Below are 15,236 nucleotides of genomic sequence, written 5' to 3' on the forward strand. Positions count from 1 at the left end.
GTCTTGTCCTGGCGGGTAAAAAAAACGCGCTTACCTTAACGATAAGCGCGCCGCTGTTCAAGCCTTGAGCGGTTACTGAAAGAACACAGCAATCTTGTTAAACATGGTCGGGTCGGACTGATTACGCTGCACTTTTACCACATCTTCCAGTTTGTCTATCTGGCTTATCATCTGCTCCAGCCGCTGATCATCATTCACCAGTAGCCAGATATGGCTTTTGTCGCTGTCCTGAACAGGCAGACAGAGAATGCCCTCAACGTTAAAGGCGCGGCGGGCAAAAAGCCCACAAACGTGGGTCATTACACCAGGATGGTTGCGAACGGTGAGTTCCAGAATCACGTTGTCATGAGTTGTATTTTGCATGGTTTATTCCCCCACCATTTCAGTATTCGCCGCACCTGGCGGCACCATCGGGTAAACTTTTTCTTCCGCATCAATCCGTACATGGATCAGTGCCGGACCAGGGCGATTAATCATTTCCTGCAATGCGGCCTGCGGATCGGCTTCGTTATTCAAATCACACGTTTCGAGGCCGAATCCGGCGGCAATCTGCATAAAGTTGATTTTGCCCGGATAAGTGGCAGCAAAAACACCCTGCTTGTAGAACAGACTTTGTTGCTGATGCACCAGCCCCAGAGCTTCGTTGTTCATCAGAATGATTTTGACATCAAGCTGGTTTTCGCTGGCGGTGGCCATCTCCTGAATATTCATCATCAGACTGCCGTCACCGGAAAAACACAACACTTTGCGATCGGGGTTCGCCAGCGCCGCGCCAATCGCCGCAGGCAGGCCGAAGCCCATCGTACCCAGCCCACCGGAGGTCAGCCACTGACGTGGGCGATTGAGCGGATAGGCCTGCGCCGTCCACATCTGATGCTGACCAACATCAGTGGTAATAATCGCGTTGTCATCCACGCAGGCGGCAACGGCATTAATCAGGCCGTAATGTGTTAACGGATCGCACGCTTTTGGAATTGGACACGGGTATTCGCGCTGTAAATCAGCCACCAGTTGATGCCACTCTGCTCGCGGCTGGGCTTCCACCTGCGGGATCAGTTGCGCCAGCACGTCATCGACATCCGCCTGTATCGCCACATGCGGTTGCTTCACTTTACCCAGCTCTGCGCGGTCAATATCCACATGGATGATTTTGGCGTTCGGACAGAACTCCTCCGTTTTGCCAATCGCCCGGTCATCAAAACGTGCTCCGAGAACAATCAACAGATCCGCCTCCTGCAAGATATAGTTGGTGCTGCGCACACCGTGCATCCCCAGCATACCCAGCGACAGTGGATGCGCTTTCGGCAACATGCCCAGCGCCATTAAGGTCATGGTGGTGGGCAACTGGGCTTTCTCTGCCAGTTCACGCACCCGTGCAGGCGCGTTAATGACACCGCCCCCCAGATAAAGCACCGGGCGTTTGGCGGCGTTAATCATTGCCGCAGCGTCACGAACGCTTTCTTCGCTAAAGGTGGGGGCGGCGGCTTTTTCTGCCATAACAGGTTGTTCTTCAATCTCAAAAACCGCTGTTTGCACATCCTTAGGAATGTCTATCCACACCGGGCCAGGACGGCCTGATTGCGCAATGCGGAAGGCATCGCTCATGACCTGCGGGAGTTCTTCGATATGTCTGACCAGATAGTTATGTTTGGTGATGGGGATAGAGATGCCGTAGGTATCGACTTCCTGGAAAGCGTCGGTGCCAATCATTGAGGCAGGAACCTGACCGGTGATGCAAATCAGCGGGATAGAGTCCAGCCGCGCATCGGCAATGGCAGTCACCAGATTAGTCGCCCCCGGCCCACTACAGGCCATGCAAACTGCGGGTTTGCCGTCGGTACGCGCCATCCCCTGGGCGATAAATCCCGCGCCTTGTTCGTGACGAGCCAGAATATGGCGGATTTGCGTGCTTTGGCTTAAGGCGTCATAGACAGGGAGAATCGAGCCGCCAGGTATCCCCGTCACAATATTAATGCCCTGCTGTTCCAGAAAATGAACGATAAATTCTGCGCCAGTAAAACGCTTGCGTGTCGATATTATGCCCGAACTTGCCATACTCCAGTCCTTTTCTTCTGAGCCGACTTTCCGGGGGCGCTTAAACGAAAAACCCCGCCCGGTTTGCGCCGGCGGGGTTTTGGAATCGTGTGTTGTTCCAGTCCCTACGGCGCATTGCCGACGACCACCACCACACGCACGACGACCACTGCGGCGGATGGCGCAGTTGGTAGTAGTTTTGCGTTGAGCATGGAAATAGTCATTGGGGACCTTGTTGGTTTTGTGTTTAACAATATTTATACAAGCACAGGTTTACAGGGGAGACAATGGAAAATTTTTCATCAAAGGAAAATTGAGGGATTGATCACGTTTTGTACTGAATCGCAGGTAATAAAAAACCCCGCCGGAGCGAGGTTTCGTCAGCCGCTCGCGGCTGGTAACCGCAAAGCACACTGTATTATGTCAACACTGAAAGTATACGTGTTCCGCATAGAACACGCAATTTCGGCACGAATTTTGACTTTTTTAACGCATAGTCGAGTATCGATCACAGTTTGCAATTTGTCCAAAAATTACTGTTTATTTATACAGTGCTCTTCTATAATATCACTGTACGCAATGTGTTATGCGGGGCCGCATCGTTACCCGGCGCACTAAGTCCTGGCTGAAACGGGTGGTGCCGTCAGCGCCTTAACCCCGCGTGAGCACACTGTGTTATGTCAACAGCACAACGTTTCTCCTTGAGAGACCGCGTGCACAACAGCTGGCAACAGGCAGCGGAAAGGTACGTCGGCTGGTAGTGCTCCTGAACCACAGGAGACGCGTATGAGCCTGGTGGATATCGCCATTCTTATCCTCAAACTCATTGTTGCAGCACTGCAACTGCTTGATGCTGTTCTGAAATATCTTAAGTAATTCAGATTCAAGCCGCACTAAAGGGGAGCGGGAAACCGCTCCCCTTTTATATTCTGCTTGCAAATGGGTGTCGGATGCGATGCTGGCGGATGTGGCGTTAAGGTTTTATCCCTATTCCGGCAACATTTATTGCCGCTTTTGTTTATATATTCTGCCGTTTTTCTTATTACTATTCCTCATATATATCTGGCTAACATTTATCAATGTGATAGATTTCTCTCCCGCATTTATTCGAATGCGTAGTAACTTATTCTAAATATATTTTTATAAGCGTCTGTGATAATGAAAAGGCATAGAAACGTCAATTTATTATTGATGTTGGTATTACTCGTGGCCGTCGGTCAGATGGCGCAAACTATTTATATTCCTGCTATTGCCGATATGGCGCGCGATCTCAACGTCCGTGAAGGGGCGGTGCAGAGCGTAATGGGCGCTTATCTGCTGACCTACGGTGTCTCACAACTATTTTATGGCCCAATTTCCGACAGGGTAGGTCGCCGCCCGGTGATCCTCATCGGAATGTCCATTTTTATGTTAGCAACGCTGGTTGCGGTCACCACCTCCAGCCTGACGGTATTGATTACTGCCAGCGCAATGCAAGGGATGGGAACCGGTGTCGGTGGTGTGATGGCGCGTACATTGCCGCGTGATTTGTATGAACGGACACAGCTACGCCACGCTAATAGCATGTTAAATATGGGTATTCTCGTCAGCCCTTTGCTCGCACCACTCATTGGCGGTCTACTGGATACCATGTGGAACTGGCGAGCCTGTTACCTGTTTTTACTGGTGCTTTGTGCTGGTGTGACCTTCAGTATGGCACGCTGGATGCCAGAAACGCGCCCTGTCGATGCACCGCGTACGCGTCTGCTCACCAGCTATAAAACGCTCTTTGGAAATGGTGGTTTTAACTGCTATTTACTGATGCTGATTGGCGGTCTGGCAGGGATTGCCGCTTTCGAAGCCTGTTCTGGGGTGCTGATGGGCGCAGTATTAGGGCTGAGCAGTATGACGGTCAGTATTTTGTTTATTCTGCCAATTCCGGCGGCATTTTTCGGTGCATGGTTTGCCGGACGCCCGAATAAACGGTTCTCTTCGTTAATGTGGCAGTCCGTTATCTGTTGCCTGCTGGCAGGACTGATGATGTGGATCCCCAGCTGGTTTGGCGTAATGAGTGTCTGGACACTGCTCGTTCCCGCAGCATTGTTCTTTTTCGGTGCCGGGATGCTGTTTCCGCTGGCAACTAGCGGCGCGATGGAGCCTTTCCCCTTCCTGGCGGGCACGGCTGGCGCACTGGTCGGCGGTCTGCAAAACATTGGTTCCGGCGTGCTGGCGTCGCTCTCCGCGATGCTGCCGCAAACCGGCCAGGGAAGCCTGGGGCTATTGATGACCTTAATGGGAATGTTAATTGTGCTGTGCTGGCTGCCGCTGGCGACGCGGATGTCGCAGCAGGGACAGCCCGTTTAACTTACGTCACCACAGCATCGTCATCAGCTCCACAGGAGAACGATGCTGCTTTATCAAGTCGCGCATTACCCGCATGTGTGGCGCGGAGTGGGAATAAAAAGCCTGATAGCCAGCACAAAGTACCTTATCCGGCTGACCATCCCCGGCATGAGGGCAAAGGAGATACCAGTCACACTCCTGACACCCCCTCTGTGGTTGTTGGCTTTCGTTCCCGCACCATTTTTGCAGCGTGACATCAAAAAGCTCGATTGATATACGACTGATATCTGTCCGCACCCAACACTCGAACAGGGCGATTAAAAATTGTCCCCATAACTCGGTTGTCACCGACGCTGCCGTCAGCTCGCCTCGGTCATTAAATTCTATATGGGGAATGAGTTGCACGGCGCGGATGCCCCTCTGTTTTAAATTCTTATAAAAATCACCTGGTTGTAATGCATCTTTATACTCTACAACCAGTTTATGCCTGTCCTCTTTAGCATCTATAACCTGACTTCCTGTCATGTGATTCTCTCAATTAATACGATAAGTTGGTGTATATGCGTAACAGCAAACAGTATTGCGAGAGATAACACCGCGAGGGAGATCATAAATTTGTCACGGATTACGCAAATTTGGGAAAAATCGCTATTAGCCACATCCATTAAATTACGATTTCGTGTATAGCGCCAGAGGATTAGTGCCACAAGGGCGAGGATGCCAATAGAAATCCAGAACAATATGCCTGACTGGTGCCAGTTATGTTTGATTGCCAGCGCCATCAACGCACCGTAGCCCAGCATGGTACGAAACCATGCCAGCGATGTGCGTTCCGGCTGAAGGCCTGGGTCGGCAATCCGTCTGGCTTTGCGGCTATCCGGCATACAACACCAGTCCCATAACGACCACCGCCACGATCATCAATATTAAGCTGATGATTAATAAGCTGTTTGTGTAGGGTAAATCTTCTTTCAGACGCATCGCTTTTTCATTGCGTAACCAGCGCAGGTAGCCATACATTGCCAGTCCGCCAGAGAATAAGCATAGCAATAACGCCAGCAGCTCGCGAATGACGGGCGTGGCGAAGTCTGGCGCAAGTTGATCCAGCCCCACACCTGCTGCCAGAAATCCTAGTGCAGTACGGATCCACGCCAGAAAAGTACGTTCATTAGCCAACGAAAAGCGGTAATCAGGCGCTTCTCCGAGGCGGGAAATTTTCATTGTTGCTCCTTTGCAATTTCACAATAGCGATGTTTTATCCGTCTCTTTTTAGGAATTTCGGTTGATGTTTTCTTGATATGCTTTGCCATCCGCTACAAGGAGGTCAGATGGGTATCATAGCGCAAAATAAAATCAGTTCATTGGGCATGCTGTTCGGTGCCATCGCCTTAATGATGGGGATTATCCACTTTTCATTCGGCTCTTTTTCCGCGCCACCGCCAACGCTTGAAAGCATCGTGGCGGACAAAACGGCTGAAATTAAAAGAGGTCTTCTCGCCGGAATAAAAGGCGAAAAAATTACCACCGTGGAAAAAAAAGAAACGCCTGATGTCGATAAAATCCTCGATCAAGGCGGTATCGCACTGGCCATTGCTGCGCTACTTTGCGCATTTGTTGGCGGTATGCGTAAGGAAAATCGCTGGAGCATTCGCGGCGCTCTGGTATTTGGCGGCGGGACGCTGGCTTTCCATACCTTGCTTTTTGGTATCGGCATCGTGTGCAGCCTTCTACTGATATTCCTGATTTTTTCTTTCCTGACTGGCAGTTCACTGGTTTAAGCAGCCTGAATATTGCCCGCCAGGTTTCCGCCAGCGGGCATCATCGTCAGAACTTCTGTTTTTTATCCTCGACTTTCACCCCTTGCGTCGGTAAACCGGTGTCATAGTCGCGTACCACTGGAGAATAACCATCCTGTGGGCGAGGGCGGAACGCCCCCATCCAGCGCGGTTGCGCATCTTTGCGCCACGGACGGAGGCTCCATTGGTAACTGCGGAACGGATCGCGAATTTTGTCCATGTAACCCAATAAGGCGTCATGCATTTTGCTGCGAACGTCGGCAAAACGAATATCGTCGATCAGGTTATGCATTTCATTTGGGTCATTACGGCGATCGTAAAGTTCATCACTGGTGAAGAGGTTGAGCACCAGTTTAAAGTCATCCGTCACCCAGCAACGCACCGGAATAAAGCCGCCAAAGCTGTCATGCTCAATCTCGTAGCGGTTAAATTCCACCATCACGCCGCGTGGCTCTTTCGCTGTGAGGATATTTTCCCCTGGCAATATGTCAGGTTTTTCAATATCCGCCAGCGCCATCATTGTCGGTAGTAAATCAATATGGCTGACTGGCATATCAACCTGTCGCGACTCTCCTTGTGGCGAGCGGATAATCAGCGGGATGCGAGTAATGTCGTCATACATCGCCGCACCTTTGCTAATGAGCTTATGTGCGCCCATCATTTCACCGTGATCGGAGGTATAAATGACCCACGTATTTTCACGTTGTTCTGGCGTTAAGGCATTGATGACTCGTCCGATTTGGTCATCAACAAAGTCATTGCAGGCAAAATAGAGCGGATGGTGATAAAGCCCGTCATCACCGACTGGCGAGGGCATCGCCTGCGACCATAAGCGGTGATGTTCCGGTTTGTTCGCCAGGTCATCCTGTGATTTCTCGCCAAGTTCGTAGTAAAAATCAGCGTATTTCTCTAAATACTCCACCGGACAGGTGAACGGGTGATGCGGCTCGTCATACGAAACCACCATCAGGAAAGGTTCCTCGGCGCGCGCGGGCTGTTGCAGAAAATCTACCGCCCGATTGCTGATGCGGTGCGCCCAGGTGAAGGTTTCGTCGATATGGTTCGCCTGTAAATCCTCAACGCTGTTTAGGCCATTGCGCCACAGGCTGATCTCTTTTTCCGTCAGTTCGCTAAGGTAGTTCGCCCCATCGAACCAGTAATCAGCGTCCCACTCCGGCGGACATTCGCCAGTGCCGAAATAATCATGACCGTCGAGATGCCATTTGCCGATATAACAAGTGTGATAGCCAGCATCCTTAAAGTAGCGCCCCATGGTGGAGATGTTTTTGCCCGGCGCGACGTTGTTGGTCCACGGCCCGGACTGGTTAGCGTAGATGCCAGTAAACAGTCCGGCGCGCGCAGGTGTACAAACCGGCGAACAGGTGTAGGCGGAGTTAAAGCGAATCCCCTCCGCCGCCAGGCTATCAATATTTTTCGTATTCAGCGGCTTACCACTATAGCAACCGACCATATTGGTGGCCTGGGTATCGGTCATGATGAACAGAAAATTGGGGCGTTTCATAGGCTATCCTTCGCGTCGGGAGTAAAGGTTACGGCTGGGTCGTGACGATGCCGCCAGCTGTCAAAAATCAGGTAGACAATCACTACGGCGGCAATGAAATAACTGATCATCGCTAACCAGCGCGTACCGTAGCCGCCGAATTCAGCCAGCCCGGCATAGACGCCAATCATCGCGAACAGGATGCCAAATGAGGCGATCTTGACGTTTTTCCACGGCTTCATGTCCACTGCGAATGCATCTTTGAAAGTAAATGGCGTAGCGCGAGGTTTAATGAAACCGATCACCAACATCACCACCACGTTGATACAGAACGTACAGGCCAGCACATAGAGGAAATGGAAGTCGAACTTCACCAGATAGTTGATGGTGATGTAGCTGATTATGCCAATCCCCATCGCCACTTTTGCCGCCAGCGCCGGAATGCGCGGGAAGAAAAAGCCCATAATGATGATGGTAACCAGCGGCACGTTGTAAATACCGTTGAGCTGTTTCATCCAGCTATACAGCCCCTGCGGCGCGTTGGCGATCCACGGCGCGACCAGCACCGAAACGATGGCGATAAAGAAACCAAATTTGCGCCCGACGGTGACCAGCTGCTGCGGCTCGGCATTCTGGTTAATGATGCGCCGGTAAATACCCATACTGAATAACGTACTGGCGCTATTCAGAAAGCCGTTGAAGGTACTGATCACCGCACCAAATAACACCGCGCCGAAGAAACCCACCAGTGGCACTGGCAGAACGTTATTGACCAGCGTCGGGTAGGCCATGTCGGCTTTCGGTAGATCCTGATACAGATGAAACGCAATCAACCCTGGCAGCACCAGTACCAGCGGGTCGAGCATTTTCAGCACCGCCGTTAACAGCGCCCCCTTTTGCCCTTCCGCCAGGCTTTTTGACGCCAGCGTGCGTTGCACGATGCCCTGATTAGTACACCAGTAAAAGGTATTTACCAGAATCAAACCGGTAAATGCGGCACCTATCGGCAAAGGATCGGTCGGGCCGCCTACTGAGTTTAATTTCTCGGCGTGAACGGTGGTGAGTTGTTCAATACCTTGCAAAAAGCTGCCCTTACCCATCGCGATCAGGCCGAATACTGGCACCATCAAACCGCCGATAACCAGCCCAATACCGTTGATGGAGTCCGCCACCGCCATTGCGCGCAGCCCACCAATCACCGCATACAGAATCCCCGCCAGACCGAGCAAAATCACCAGTAACCAGATAGCCGCGCCATCGGAAAGTTGTAGCGATTCACCCACGTGAAACAGGCTGTTGAGCGCCAACGCGCCGGAGTAGAGAACAATCGGCAGAAAGCAGACGCCGGTGGCAATGAGGAAACAGAAGTCGATGATAATGCGCGTAGTTTTATCATAACGCTCCTCAAGGAAATCGGGGATGGTAGCAATGCCGCGCTTCAGGTAGCGTGGCAAAAAGATCAGCGCGAGGAAGAGCAGCGTCACCGCAGAAGTGACTTCCCAACCCATCACCGACATGCCGCTTTTGTAGGCTTGCCCGGAAAGGCCGACCAGTTGTTCCGTGGAAAGGTTGGTTAACATTAACGAAGCGGCAATAACCGGTGCTTTTAGCGATCGCCCTGCAAGAAAATAGCCTTGTTGCGATCCGGTATCCGTTTTACGAACTTTCCACCAGGTGATAACCGCCACCAGCAGCGTAAAACCGACAAAACTCAAGATTTGTAACGAATTCATCTCATAGCCCTTATTTATGTTTATGTCCCGGACGCATGAATATAGGGAGAGGTAAAATGCGTCGGGTCAGGCAGTCAGATTCTTAAAATACAAACGTCATATCCCTGAACGGATTGTTTTCTGTTAAGTTCAGGTTGTGAGCATAATTCGCCGGAGGGATATTAAAATGAATGGAAAATTGCAAAGTTCGGATGTAAAAAACGATACTCCATACAATATTCCCTTATTGATTAACGAAAATGTGATCTCCAGCGGAATTTCTCTAATCTCACTCTGGCACACCTATGCCGATGAGCATTACCGCGTAATCTGGCCGCGAGACAAGAAGAAACCGCTTATCGCCAACTCCTGGGTGGCGGTGTATACCGTGCAAGGATGTGGAAAAATTCTTTTAAAGAATGGTGAGCAAATAACACTGCATGGCAACTGTATTATATTTTTAAAGCCGATGGATATTCACTCTTATCACTGTGAAGGTTTAGTCTGGGAACAGTACTGGATGGAATTTACCCCCACCAGCATGATGGATATTCCCGTCGGCCAGCAGAGCATTATTTATAATGGCGAATTTTATAATCAGGAACTCACCGAAGTTGCTGAGTTAATTACTTCACCAGAAACAATAAAAAATAATCTGGCGGTCGCTTTTCTGACGAAAATTATTTATCAGTGGATTTGTCTTATGTACGCGGACGGCAAAAAAGATCCGCAACGGCGGCAAATTGAAAAATTAATTGCCACTTTACATGCCAGCCTGCAACAACGCTGGAGTGTTGCCGATATGGCCGCCACCATCCCCTGTAGCGAGACCTGGTTGCGTCGCCTGTTTTTACGTTACACCGGTAAGACACCGAAAGAATATTACCTTGATGCGCGTCTGGATCTGGCGCTCTCACTCTTAAAGCAAGAAGGGAACTCGGTTGGCGAAGTCGCTGATACACTCAACTTCTTCGACTCCTTTCATTTTAGCAAAGCCTTTAAGCATAAATTTGGTTATGCACCGTCAGCCGTACTGAAGAATACAAACCAGTCACAACCAAAATGGTGAGAGTGTAAATGACTCGATGATGTTCAGAAATACCAGGTGGAGTGCCATTTACGGCGACTCCACCCGGAAAAGAGTTAACCGATACTCCAGAAGAGCACCGCCAGTAATTGGGGGGTGATAATACGCAGGAACATGACTAACGGATAGACCGTGGCGTAAGAGAGCGCCGCCGCACCGCTGGTAGGATGAAGATTATTGGCAAACGCCAGCGCCGGAGGATCGGTCATAGAGCCAGCCAACATCCCGCACATCGAGAGATAATTCATTTTGGCTAACATCCGCGCCAGAATGCCGACTGTAATCAGCGGAACAGCGGTGATCAGGGCACCATAACCAATCCAGCTTAGTCCTTCGCCATTGACCAGGGTATCGACAAAATTCCCACCGGATTTCAGACCCACTACCGAGAGGAACAGTACGATCCCCAGCTCCCGCAGCGCGAGGTTGGCGCTTGGTGGCATAAACCAGTACAGCTTGCCGATACTGCCAATACGCCCAAGGATCAGCGCCATAATCAGCGGCCCCCCCGCCAGCCCCAGCTTCAATGCCGCCGGGAATCCAGGCACAAACACGGGAATGGAGCCTAACAACACGCCAAGACCGATACCAATAAACACCGGTAACATCTGAACCTGTTGCAGTTTTTGCTGCGCATTACCTAATACATTGGCAACGGCATCAATAGCAGAAGGCCGCCCCACCAGGTTGAGGATATCGCCAAATTGCAGGCTAATATCGCCACTGGCGACCAGTTCAACCCCGGCACGGTTCAGGCGCGAGATAACAACGTCATAGCGTTCTTTAAAGTGCAGGTCGCGAATACGTTTACCGAGCACATTTTCATTGGTGACCACCACGCGTTCGACGCGCAAATCGGTGCCTTTCGTTGATAGCGAAGTATCCACCTCCTGACCAATCACCAACTGTGCATTATGCAAATCCGCAGGCTGTCCCACCAGATGCAGCAAATCGCCAAGTTGGATAATGGTATCTGGCGAAGGTACTTTTAGGGTTTCTTCTCGTTTCAATCGTGAGCAGATAACTTTATCGCCATTAAGAATTGGCACATCTTTAATGGCTAAATTATGCAAATTAGGGTTTTCAACACGGATGTTAATCGTCCTGATTAGCGCACCGCCGTTGGTTCGCGTGGACTCGTGCTGCTGGGCCTCAGTCTCAACATTGACGCGGAAAATAACCCGCAGCATCCACATGGTGAACAAAATCCCACAAATGCCGAATGGATACGCCATCGCGTAACTCATCCCCATCTGATCGACCATCTCCATCGGTGTGCCGAGGTCGCGTAAGATTTGCTGACCTGCCCCCAATGCTGGCGTATTGGTGACCGCGCCAGAGAAAATCCCCAGCACCACAGGCAGTGGAATATCGAAAAGTTTATGCAAGATTGCGGTAACCAGACCGCCGATAATGACTATCAGAACAGCAAACAAGTTGAGGCGTAACCCGGAGACGCGCAATGAGGCAAAGAAGCCCGGCCCCACCTGAATCCCGATGGTATAAACAAACAGGATCAGGCCAAATTCCTGGATAACATGCAGCATATCGCTACTTAATGTCATCCCAGCCTGAGAAACGAAATGGCCGACGATGATCCCACCAAACAGCACGCCGCCAATGCCTAATCCTATGCCGCGAAACTTGACGTTGCCGATAAACAAACCGACGACCGCCACCAAAGCCAGAATACTGACTGTTAATGCTATATCACTCATCGTCCATTTCTCTTGAAATAACATTTTAATTACCAGGGATTATGGCTGAATCGGTGAAGCAGATTTGCCTTATGGCGCACATTATCACGGGAAAGAGAGTGCCGGAACATCTTAACCTGACGAAAATTAATACAGAGTTGAAGATGGTTGATAAAAAAAGCCCCACCAGGCTGGCGGGGCAAAAAGAATAGCTAATTAGCTATTTAACGCGGGACGTTCGCTGATAGCGATACGCTGCGCAGCGATGGGTTCAGGCTCATTACGAATTAAATCAATATGCAGCAAACCATTAACGAAGGTTGCGCCAGAGACTTCCATATTTTCAGCCAGCGTAAAGCTCAGACTAAATGGCTGATTCATAAGCCCTTGATGCAACCATTTTTTCTCTTCTTTTGGCTGCTCAGGCGTGCCTTTTACGCTCAGGCGCGTACCTTCCAGTTGAATCTCTAAATCTTCCTGACGGAAACCAGCCAACGCCAGGGTAATGCGGTAGTGGTTATCGTCGCTTTTCTCAATGTTGTACGGCGGGAAGCTCTGGCTTTCACCGGCGTTTTGCAATGCGTTAGCCAGTTTGTCAAAACCGATCCATTGACGCATCAGTGGGGATAAATCGAAGTTACGCATAGTCATTTCTCCTTCTAAGAAGCGAGTAAGTACCTGCAAATCCGAAGATTCGCATATGCTCCCTGACGGCGAGCATGGAAATGTCAGGCCGCGCCTGGCGGCCTTAGAGAATTAGTTGATTTCGATACGGCGCGGTTTTTTCGCTTCCGGAATCACGCGTTCAAGATCGATATACAGCAAACCATTCACCAGGTTAGCGCCACGAACATGAATGTTCTCAGCTAACTGGAATTTGCGTTCGAAGTTGCGTTCTGCGATGCCCTGGTACAGATAGGTGCGCTCTTTTTGTTCGTCAGCATGGGCACCTTTCACCACCAACAGATTGTCCTGGGCGGTAATTTCCAGTTCACTCTCAGCAAACCCCGCGACAGCGATAGCAATGCGGTAATGGTTTTCGTCTACCAGCTCAACGTTATACGGAGGGTAGCCACCATTACTCTGGCTCTGGTTGTTTTCTAAGTGGTTAAACAAACGGTCAAATCCAATAGCAGAACGGTAAAGCGGGGATAAATCAAAGTTACGCATAATCAATAGCTCCTGAAATCAGCGAGAATATAAGACCTTCCACAATGGACAGGTCGGGTAGCCAGAACACCCATCAGGCGCGTTCTCATCAGCTACGGTATAAAAATGGGTCTGGATATGCACTTTTCAAGCCTTTCCAACGGACTTTTTTTTGCAGTTTGTGGTCTATTGCATAGACTGGAGGACAGCACGAAACGTTAAAGTGCGATAGCCGCCACAGTGCGACATGATGATGATGTTATTTTCGGCAAGGGATCGCTATAACACATCATGCCAACACCCACGATTAACAGATGAATTTATTATGATAAGAAATGTGTTGTTAGCGTCCATGATATGCAGCGGAATGACATTACTCGGAGGATGCTCCAGCGTAATGTCCCATACCGGAGGTAAGGAGGGAACGTATCCCGGCACCCGCGCCAGTGTCACCATGATTGGCGATGACACAACAAACTGGGGAACCAAATCGCTGGCGATTCTCGATATGCCATTTACCGCAGTCATGGACACACTTTTGCTGCCGTGGGATGCGTTCCGCAAAGACAGTTCGGTGCGCTCGCGCGTGGAAAAAAGCGAAGCCGACGCGCAAGCCATCAATGCCGTTATTCCACCAGCCAGAATGCCAGCGAACTGACTAGCGACCCGTTTCGGTGATCCACAGCTGACCTGCTTCCATCCACGCCAGCCATTTACCGTCCGGCGAGAAGACCACGGCGTCTGCCGAAGGTGGGTTGGCGTGATTATCAGTTAAATACTCAACTTCACCGCTTTGCGCATGTACGCAGGCAATGCGGTTATCCAGCACAACTCCCAGCCACTCTCCTGATGGATGCCAGTTAAATGCAGACTGGATATCCGTTTTGTTATGGGTTAACTGGCGCGGCTCGCCTCCCTGTGGCGAGATAAGCCACAGTTGCACAATGCCGTTATCATCACGCATTAAAAACGCGATTTGCGTACCCTGTGGATTACAGCGCACCCAGTGGCGCGGGACGTTGACTAACCCCGGATAAGCCCGATGGTGTGTAAAGGTTAAACGTCGCTGCACGACGCCACGCGGCGGCGCGGGCAGGGTCGATTCAGTTCCGCTTAACGGCGCATCACCTGCTGCTTTCCAGCCGTTTTCGTCTTGCGGCAACTCAACAATAAACAGCTCTGGAACTTTCTCGCCCTTTGGCGAAAGCGTGTCGCCAATAAATGCCAGCGCGTGATTTCCTACCCATCCCTCTTCATAAGCGCGATTGATTTCATCACTGCCAGGCTGCGGCGCGGGCGTAGTTTTACTCACCAGCACGCACCAGTGGCTACCGCTGTATTCACGCGGATGCTGCTTTTGTACGTTGACCGGGCCAAACGGTACGGCAACCCCGACGTTTCGCAAATCCAGCGCCGAATCGAGTTCATGCATTACATGGTCGTTATAGGTAAAACTCACCATTTCACCGTTCGGGCTAAAAACATGCACATGGCTGCCGCCACGTAGCGCCCCTGGGGTGTACGGAACGGTAATATCCATTGCATCGAGATTACTCACCTTTCCACTTTCAACAATCACGCCACGGCGGTGATGGAAATCGTAATGCCATGTTTCATCAGGATTTTCAGGGCCGTGGATGAAGACATATTTCTCTGACTTCGGATGAACGGTCACCACGCCGACGTGTGCGCCCTGTGACGCCCGGTAGATAACCTCGACCTCGCCGGTATGGATATTCACGCGCTCAATGGTCTCGCCGGTAAACGACGCGCCAGAAGGACGCACATCAAACACCAGCCACTGGCTGTCGGGTGTCCAGGTATTGGTATTGGTGAGCAGGTGATTTCGTGAAGCGTTGGTGAGTTGTTTCATGGCGTGATCCTGATACAAAACGTTTCCCGCCATCATACTTCACAAGGACTTCACTTTCAGACAAT

The 15,236-nt window shown here is 50.7% G+C and carries 18 protein-coding genes and 1 other annotated feature; of the genes, 6 read left to right on the forward strand and 12 right to left on the reverse strand.

Going from position 1 to position 15,236, the window contains the following annotated elements:
* Positions 1-72: 72 nt before the first annotated feature.
* The 3 genes from ilvN to ivbL all read right to left on the reverse strand — a co-directional run bounded on the left by ilvN (position 73) and on the right by ivbL (position 2,258).
* A complete protein-coding gene (gene ilvN / locus RGV86_RS12385; protein ID WP_001181709.1) occupies positions 73-363 on the reverse strand; it encodes an acetolactate synthase small subunit in 291 nt (96 codons plus the stop codon).
* A gap of 3 nt (positions 364-366) precedes the next feature.
* Positions 367-2,055 (reverse strand): acetolactate synthase large subunit, encoded by a 1,689-nt coding sequence (ilvB, locus tag RGV86_RS12390; RefSeq protein ID WP_085461479.1) that lies wholly within the window; start codon positions 2,053-2,055, stop codon positions 367-369.
* Positions 2,056-2,159: 104 nt separating this feature from the next.
* On the reverse strand, positions 2,160-2,258 hold the full coding sequence (gene ivbL, locus RGV86_RS12395) for an ilvB operon leader peptide IvbL (protein ID WP_016159932.1): 99 nt from the start codon (positions 2,256-2,258) through the stop codon (positions 2,160-2,162).
* A 562-nt stretch (positions 2,259-2,820) separates the two neighbouring features.
* On the opposite strand from ivbL, the gene tisB reads away from it, so the two are divergent.
* Both tisB and emrD read left to right on the forward strand, forming a co-directional pair.
* Positions 2,821-2,910, forward strand: coding sequence for a type I toxin-antitoxin system toxin TisB (tisB, locus tag RGV86_RS12400; RefSeq protein ID WP_000060506.1), 90 nt, complete (start codon positions 2,821-2,823; stop codon positions 2,908-2,910).
* A gap of 282 nt (positions 2,911-3,192) precedes the next feature.
* Complete coding sequence (emrD, locus tag RGV86_RS12405; RefSeq protein WP_024212485.1) at positions 3,193-4,377, forward strand: multidrug efflux MFS transporter EmrD; 1,185 nt, start codon at positions 3,193-3,195, stop codon at positions 4,375-4,377.
* Positions 4,378-4,383: 6 nt separating this feature from the next.
* Here the strand turns inward: emrD and RGV86_RS12410 are convergent, their stop codons facing one another.
* Genes RGV86_RS12410 through RGV86_RS12420 form a run of 3 tightly spaced genes read right to left on the reverse strand, consistent with a single transcriptional unit; the run spans position 4,384 to position 5,577 of the window.
* Positions 4,384-4,881: a radical SAM protein gene (locus tag RGV86_RS12410; RefSeq protein ID WP_032226862.1), complete on the reverse strand. Its 498-nt coding sequence runs from the start codon at positions 4,879-4,881 to the stop codon at positions 4,384-4,386.
* Positions 4,878-5,240 carry a DUF202 domain-containing protein gene (locus tag RGV86_RS12415; RefSeq protein ID WP_001113440.1) on the reverse strand — a complete coding sequence of 121 codons (363 nt, stop codon included), beginning with the start codon at positions 5,238-5,240 and terminating at the stop codon, positions 4,878-4,880. Before RGV86_RS12415 ends, RGV86_RS12410 begins: the two co-directional genes overlap by 4 nt.
* Positions 5,230-5,577, reverse strand: coding sequence for a YidH family protein (locus RGV86_RS12420; protein WP_085461480.1), 348 nt, complete (start codon positions 5,575-5,577; stop codon positions 5,230-5,232). The genes RGV86_RS12415 and RGV86_RS12420 overlap by 11 nt, the downstream gene beginning before the upstream one ends.
* A gap of 107 nt (positions 5,578-5,684) precedes the next feature.
* On the opposite strand from RGV86_RS12420, the gene yidI reads away from it, so the two are divergent.
* A complete protein-coding gene (gene yidI, locus RGV86_RS12425) occupies positions 5,685-6,134 on the forward strand; it encodes a protein YidI (RefSeq protein WP_085461481.1) in 450 nt (149 codons plus the stop codon).
* A gap of 46 nt (positions 6,135-6,180) precedes the next feature.
* Here yidI and RGV86_RS12430 read toward each other — a convergent pair whose 3' ends face one another.
* Positions 6,181-7,674, reverse strand: coding sequence for a sulfatase-like hydrolase/transferase (locus RGV86_RS12430; protein ID WP_085461482.1), 1,494 nt, complete (start codon positions 7,672-7,674; stop codon positions 6,181-6,183).
* Positions 7,671-9,386, reverse strand: a complete 1,716-nt coding sequence (locus RGV86_RS12435; RefSeq protein WP_085461483.1) for a solute:sodium symporter family transporter — start codon at positions 9,384-9,386, stop codon at positions 7,671-7,673. The genes RGV86_RS12430 and RGV86_RS12435 overlap by 4 nt, the downstream gene beginning before the upstream one ends.
* Positions 9,387-9,552: 166 nt before the next feature.
* Between RGV86_RS12435 and RGV86_RS12440 the strand changes: the two genes are divergently transcribed.
* The gene (locus RGV86_RS12440) at positions 9,553-10,434 is read left to right on the forward strand and encodes a helix-turn-helix transcriptional regulator (RefSeq protein WP_024212588.1); all 882 of its coding nucleotides are present in this window, start codon (positions 9,553-9,555) and stop codon (positions 10,432-10,434) included.
* Between the two features lie 74 nt (positions 10,435-10,508).
* Here RGV86_RS12440 and RGV86_RS12445 read toward each other — a convergent pair whose 3' ends face one another.
* Positions 10,509-12,170: a putative transporter gene (locus RGV86_RS12445; protein WP_024165177.1), complete on the reverse strand. Its 1,662-nt coding sequence runs from the start codon at positions 12,168-12,170 to the stop codon at positions 10,509-10,511.
* 41 nt (positions 12,171-12,211) lie between these two features.
* Here RGV86_RS12445 and RGV86_RS12450 point away from each other — a divergent pair, with 41 nt between their 5' ends.
* On the forward strand, positions 12,212-12,361 hold the full coding sequence (locus RGV86_RS12450; RefSeq protein ID WP_024165178.1) for a hypothetical protein: 150 nt from the start codon (positions 12,212-12,214) through the stop codon (positions 12,359-12,361).
* 4 nt (positions 12,362-12,365) lie between these two features.
* Here RGV86_RS12450 and ibpB read toward each other — a convergent pair whose 3' ends face one another.
* Together ibpB and ibpA are read right to left on the reverse strand one after the other, a co-directional pair.
* The gene (gene ibpB, locus RGV86_RS12455; protein WP_001243431.1) at positions 12,366-12,794 is read right to left on the reverse strand and encodes a small heat shock chaperone IbpB; all 429 of its coding nucleotides are present in this window, start codon (positions 12,792-12,794) and stop codon (positions 12,366-12,368) included.
* Between the two features lie 111 nt (positions 12,795-12,905).
* Entirely contained in the window at positions 12,906-13,319 is a 414-nt protein-coding gene (gene ibpA, locus RGV86_RS12460; protein WP_001243437.1) for a small heat shock chaperone IbpA, read from the reverse strand.
* Positions 13,313-13,385 (reverse strand) — a sequence feature (ROSE (Repression Of Heat Shock gene Expression) occurs in the 5'-region of heat shock genes and acts as an RNA thermometer to modulate expression.). It overlaps the preceding gene by 7 nt.
* Before the next feature lie 238 nt (positions 13,386-13,623).
* Here ibpA and RGV86_RS12465 point away from each other — a divergent pair.
* On the forward strand, positions 13,624-13,956 hold the full coding sequence (locus RGV86_RS12465; protein ID WP_064732606.1) for a YceK/YidQ family lipoprotein: 333 nt from the start codon (positions 13,624-13,626) through the stop codon (positions 13,954-13,956).
* On the opposite strand, the gene RGV86_RS12470 is transcribed toward RGV86_RS12465, so the two are convergent.
* Positions 13,957-15,171 carry a YidR family protein gene (locus RGV86_RS12470; protein WP_212741839.1) on the reverse strand — a complete coding sequence of 405 codons (1,215 nt, stop codon included), beginning with the start codon at positions 15,169-15,171 and terminating at the stop codon, positions 13,957-13,959.
* Positions 15,172-15,236: the final 65 nt, after the last annotated feature.

The organism is Escherichia ruysiae, assembly GCF_031323975.1.
GTDB classification, from domain to species: Bacteria; Pseudomonadota; Gammaproteobacteria; order Enterobacterales; family Enterobacteriaceae; genus Escherichia; species Escherichia ruysiae.